The organism is Endozoicomonas sp. SESOKO1, assembly GCF_024606265.1.
GTDB lineage: Bacteria > Pseudomonadota > Gammaproteobacteria > Pseudomonadales > Endozoicomonadaceae > Endozoicomonas.
In genome coordinates this window covers 1-3,340 of sequence record NZ_JAHHPP010000168.1, presented here as the reverse complement: position 1 = coordinate 3,340, position 3,340 = coordinate 1, and the positions used below count along the sequence as shown (strand labels likewise).

At 53.4% G+C, this 3,340-nt stretch carries 9 protein-coding genes; 2 read left to right on the top strand and 7 right to left on the bottom strand.

All coding sequences use genetic code 11. The features are described 5' to 3' along the window. From KDK13_RS08475 to KDK13_RS08450, 6 genes are all read right to left on the bottom strand, one after another. Positions 1 to 237, bottom strand: a 237-nt coding sequence (locus KDK13_RS08475; protein WP_257284545.1) for a hypothetical protein, incomplete at its 3' end; no start/stop codon positions are given. Further along, positions 234 to 692 (bottom strand): phage tail tube protein, encoded by a 459-nt coding sequence (locus KDK13_RS08470; protein WP_257284544.1) that lies wholly within the window; start codon positions 690 to 692, stop codon positions 234 to 236. The genes KDK13_RS08475 and KDK13_RS08470, both read right to left, overlap by 4 nt. 31 nt (positions 693 to 723) lie before the next feature. After that, on the bottom strand, positions 724 to 1,152 hold the full coding sequence (locus KDK13_RS08465) for a hypothetical protein (protein WP_257284543.1): 429 nt from the start codon (positions 1,150 to 1,152) through the stop codon (positions 724 to 726). A gap of 2 nt (positions 1,153 to 1,154) precedes the next feature. Continuing rightward, positions 1,155 to 1,364: a hypothetical protein gene (locus KDK13_RS08460; RefSeq protein ID WP_257284542.1), complete on the bottom strand. Its 210-nt coding sequence runs from the start codon at positions 1,362 to 1,364 to the stop codon at positions 1,155 to 1,157. After that, a complete protein-coding gene (locus KDK13_RS08455; protein ID WP_257284541.1) occupies positions 1,361 to 1,738 on the bottom strand; it encodes a DUF3168 domain-containing protein in 378 nt (125 codons plus the stop codon). The genes KDK13_RS08460 and KDK13_RS08455 overlap by 4 nt, the downstream gene beginning before the upstream one ends. Then, a complete protein-coding gene (locus KDK13_RS08450; RefSeq protein ID WP_257284540.1) occupies positions 1,728 to 2,285 on the bottom strand; it encodes an HK97-gp10 family putative phage morphogenesis protein in 558 nt (185 codons plus the stop codon). The genes KDK13_RS08455 and KDK13_RS08450 overlap by 11 nt, the downstream gene beginning before the upstream one ends. Before the next feature lie 67 nt (positions 2,286 to 2,352). Here KDK13_RS08450 and KDK13_RS08445 point away from each other — a divergent pair, with 67 nt between their 5' ends. Next, on the top strand, positions 2,353 to 2,532 hold the full coding sequence (locus KDK13_RS08445; protein ID WP_257284539.1) for a hypothetical protein: 180 nt from the start codon (positions 2,353 to 2,355) through the stop codon (positions 2,530 to 2,532). Positions 2,533 to 2,728: 196 nt separating this feature from the next. After that, on the top strand, positions 2,729 to 2,944 hold the full coding sequence (locus KDK13_RS08440; RefSeq protein WP_257284538.1) for a hypothetical protein: 216 nt from the start codon (positions 2,729 to 2,731) through the stop codon (positions 2,942 to 2,944). Positions 2,945 to 2,991: 47 nt separating this feature from the next. Here KDK13_RS08440 and KDK13_RS08435 read toward each other — a convergent pair. After that, positions 2,992 to 3,340, bottom strand: a 349-nt coding sequence (locus tag KDK13_RS08435) for a KilA-N domain-containing protein (RefSeq protein WP_257284537.1), incomplete at its 5' end; no start/stop codon positions are given.

The following is a 3,340-nucleotide window of genomic DNA, read 5'->3' as shown; positions in this document are numbered from 1 at the left end:
TTCCCGCACCGTGGTCAGCTCGCTATCCGTCGGATTGCGACCGGCCAGGGACCAGGTGGTTACGTAGATTATGTTGGCCATATCGTCACCGCTGTCGTCTCCTTTGACGGCAAGCACCCGGTCAATCACGGCGATGGGCAGTTCGTGAATCTGGCAGGCGCTGCCGTCGTCCAGTTCCAGGATGGTGGTCCGCACCGGTGGGTGGGCCAGCAGCGCGGCCAGGCTGAGGTGGTTCATGCGGCTTTTGCCACGGCGGTTTTGGCGTTGGCGAGGGTCCACGTCACGTCACCGGACTGCTTGCCATAAGCGGTCCAGACCAGTGCCCCATCGCCAGCGGGTTCGTTGATCTGCCAGCCGGACATGACCAGGGTAAAGGTGGCGATCCTGCCGTTGGCCAGCTCGACTTTCATGTTGATGGTGGCCATGGCCTTGGCCAGTGCCAGGAACTTCTCCTGGTTGGCGTCACCGGGTATGTCGTTGCCGGTGACCTCTTTGTCCGGCGGTGTTTTCAGACCGGGAATATACGTGCGCGTGGTGGCGGCAATAGGCGTGGTTTCAACAAACTCGCCCTGTTCGCCGATGGCACCAATGCTCAGCGCTTCTGTCAAGGGCAGGAATTTATTGGCAGTGTCTGGATCTTCAAACGACAAAACACTGCCTGCGCCAATTCGGGCAACAGTGGATGCGGCCATGATAAGGCTCCTTTGTTCAGTTCAGGATGAATTAAACCAGTTGTGTTTTTTGGGTGACGGGTGACCACAGAACGATGCGCTGGCCATTGCGGACGTCAAAATGAAACCAGTCCACGTCGTCTTCCATAAAGGTAATGTACGGGAACAGCAGCCGGTTCTGGATCACCTGGTCCCGGATCTCTGCCGCCGGGTATTCCTGGAACTTGCAATCCATGGCCCGGCCAAAGGTGTGCTGGCTGGTCGGGCTGAACTGTGGCGCATCTGTTGTGCGCAGGCCCGATTGCTCGAACCCGCCATCCCAGTGCCAGTCATTGACGGTGCATGGGCCAAAGGTGTCCCGCAAGGTATCCAGGGTAATCAGCACCCGTTCGTCGATCAGCTCAAAACTTTTGTCCTTGCGGCTGGCAAAAATGGCCGGCGGCACCAGTTCATAGGCCTGGAAATGTCGCGGCAGGTACATAATCAGCCATCCTGGTCCGGCTTGGTGATGGATTTCACCGCCCACATGGCACCGTCTTCAAACGCGGTTTGTGCCAGTGCCGTGCAACGGTCGTTGTTGCCACAAACGGCAATCTTGTCAATCAGGGCAGCCGCGATCTGTTTTATCTCGTCCACATCGGTATCGCCGGCTGGGTTGAATTTAATGCCGACACGGTATTCACCTTCGGTCATGGGATCTCTCCATTGTGGTAAATAACAAACGTCATGATCTGCCGGTGCAGTCTGGCGTTCTCTTCAAAACTGTCCTGGGTGTTTTCCAGCAACGCGCGCTGGACCGGGAAACCACCCAGGTCACCGGTGTGGTTGTGCAGTGCCCTGGCTACCTGGTGCGCCAGTTGTTTCGATTGCAGATATTTGCGGGTGTAAACGTCGATTTGATAACGGGATTCGTGGATCTGGTCCACGGCAGAGACGGAGATAGAGACAGGATCGCTGATCAGCGTATAGATCACGGCGGGCAACGCAGGACCACGCAGCAGGCCGTATATGGAGGCATTGGGTATGGCGGTTTTCAGGTATTTGAACAGGCCTTCTTCAAGCAGCATGGTGTCGTGCCTGTCGGCGTCGATAGGACAGCAGCCGCTTCTCCAGCAGCGTGCCGAAATTCTGGGTAATGCCGGACCAGTGACCATCAATGGCATTGCGCAAAAAAGGTTGCGCCGGTGAATGTTCAGTGCCCAGCTCAACATAATGGGCATAGGGCGTATAGGCACCGATGCGCACCTTGACCAGGCCGTTGGCTTCGTCCGGCGTGCTGCCAAGATTGCGGTTGCCATAGCCGGTCTTGTTGATGTAGCTGCGTCGGCGGATGCGGCTGCGCAAAAACCCGGGTCGAATCTCAACGGTGCCACCCTTGCGGCTTTTGCGTTTGCGTGGTGTCGGGTCTTTGGCCACCGGCGCGGTGGCCTGCAGGTGTCGGTACATGGGCAGGCTGGCGGTCATCAAGGCGCTGCGGATCACTTTGGCACCGGCGATGCTGTCGTCGTTGCTGATGTCGCGCAGGGCTTGTTCGATGTCCGACAGGCCGTTGATCTGGACGGAGACGTCAATCATGACCACCTCGTTTTTTCGATCTTTTTGACCAAAAAGCAAATTATTGACTTGCCTTAAATATCCAATATGGATATAATGGCCTTGCTTTCTGAGACAAGGAGTTTTAATGACTGAGAAAGAAAAGGCTGAAATTGCAGAGCTATACGCTAAAGCAAATAAGCTGAATGCTGAAGCCGATGTTATCAGAGGCAAGGAGCTACGGAGATGGGCAATATGGATATCAATTATTGCCGCCGGACAAAGTGCTACACCAACCTTGATTAAGGAGTTAACAAAAGTGTTATGAAAGCAGCCCGATCAGTGATCGGGCTTTCAACTTCCCCATTGACATTTAATATCCATTCTGGATATAATTGCTTCACAATTTGGAGAGTATCAATGATCAATCAACATACAGAGCAAAGTATGAAACCAAAAACCTTGTTTTATATCGCTCTTACCGTATCACTGGTCAGTCTGATTTTTGGATACTGGATTGCCCAATGACACCCAAAGCTTTTGCAGACGCCCTGATTCGTCTGGGCGTTTCCAGACAGAGAGACGCTTCGGCATTTTTGTGTGTCTCTCAATCCAGAATTTCTGAATTCAGAAACGGCAAGCGTGAAGTACCAGAGTACATTGAGGCCAGTATTCAAGCCCATCTGATGCTGTCGGAAGCACAGCTGTTAACCCTGAAGCAGTTACGCGGTATCAGTTAAACAACACTCCTTGTCCAGAATTGCGGGTCTTTTGACCCGCTTTTTTATTAAAAATCATCCAGCTTCAAAATATGCTGGTACTCTTCCAGCAATTTTTCATGCCGCTGCTGCAGCTCGGTTTTCTCACTTCGCCGTCTGGCCAGTCCTTTGCCATGAAAAACACCCATTTTTCTGGAGCACCTTTCGTCGATGACAAAGTCGTGCAGTGCCTGCCAGCTGTCCTTGCTGGTTAGCTCACCGGAGAAATACTTGTCCAGCACGGTATAGGTACCCACTTCAAAATCGGGATCAATCCAGCCCGCGTATTTATAGGCCACCAGTTTGTCGGCCCATGTACCGGCAGTCTTGCCGCCCTTGATAATTGTCAAAGGCGGAATTCCGCCTTTGCACTTAAGC

Excerpts from the sequence above, each read along its gene's own strand:
- KDK13_RS08455 (WP_257284541.1), bottom strand. The coding sequence starts at position 1,738 with ATGCTGCTTGAAGAAGGCCTGTTCAAATACCTGAAAACCGCCATACCC.
- KDK13_RS08460 (WP_257284542.1), bottom strand. The coding sequence starts at position 1,364 with ATGACCGAAGGTGAATACCGTGTCGGCATTAAATTCAACCCAGCCGGC.
- KDK13_RS08445 (WP_257284539.1), top strand. The coding sequence starts at position 2,353 with ATGACTGAGAAAGAAAAGGCTGAAATTGCAGAGCTATACGCTAAAGCA.
- KDK13_RS08440 (WP_257284538.1), top strand. The coding sequence starts at position 2,729 with ATGACACCCAAAGCTTTTGCAGACGCCCTGATTCGTCTGGGCGTTTCC.
- KDK13_RS08465 (WP_257284543.1), bottom strand. The coding sequence starts at position 1,152 with ATGTACCTGCCGCGACATTTCCAGGCCTATGAACTGGTGCCGCCGGCC.
- KDK13_RS08470 (WP_257284544.1), bottom strand. The coding sequence starts at position 692 with ATGGCCGCATCCACTGTTGCCCGAATTGGCGCAGGCAGTGTTTTGTCG.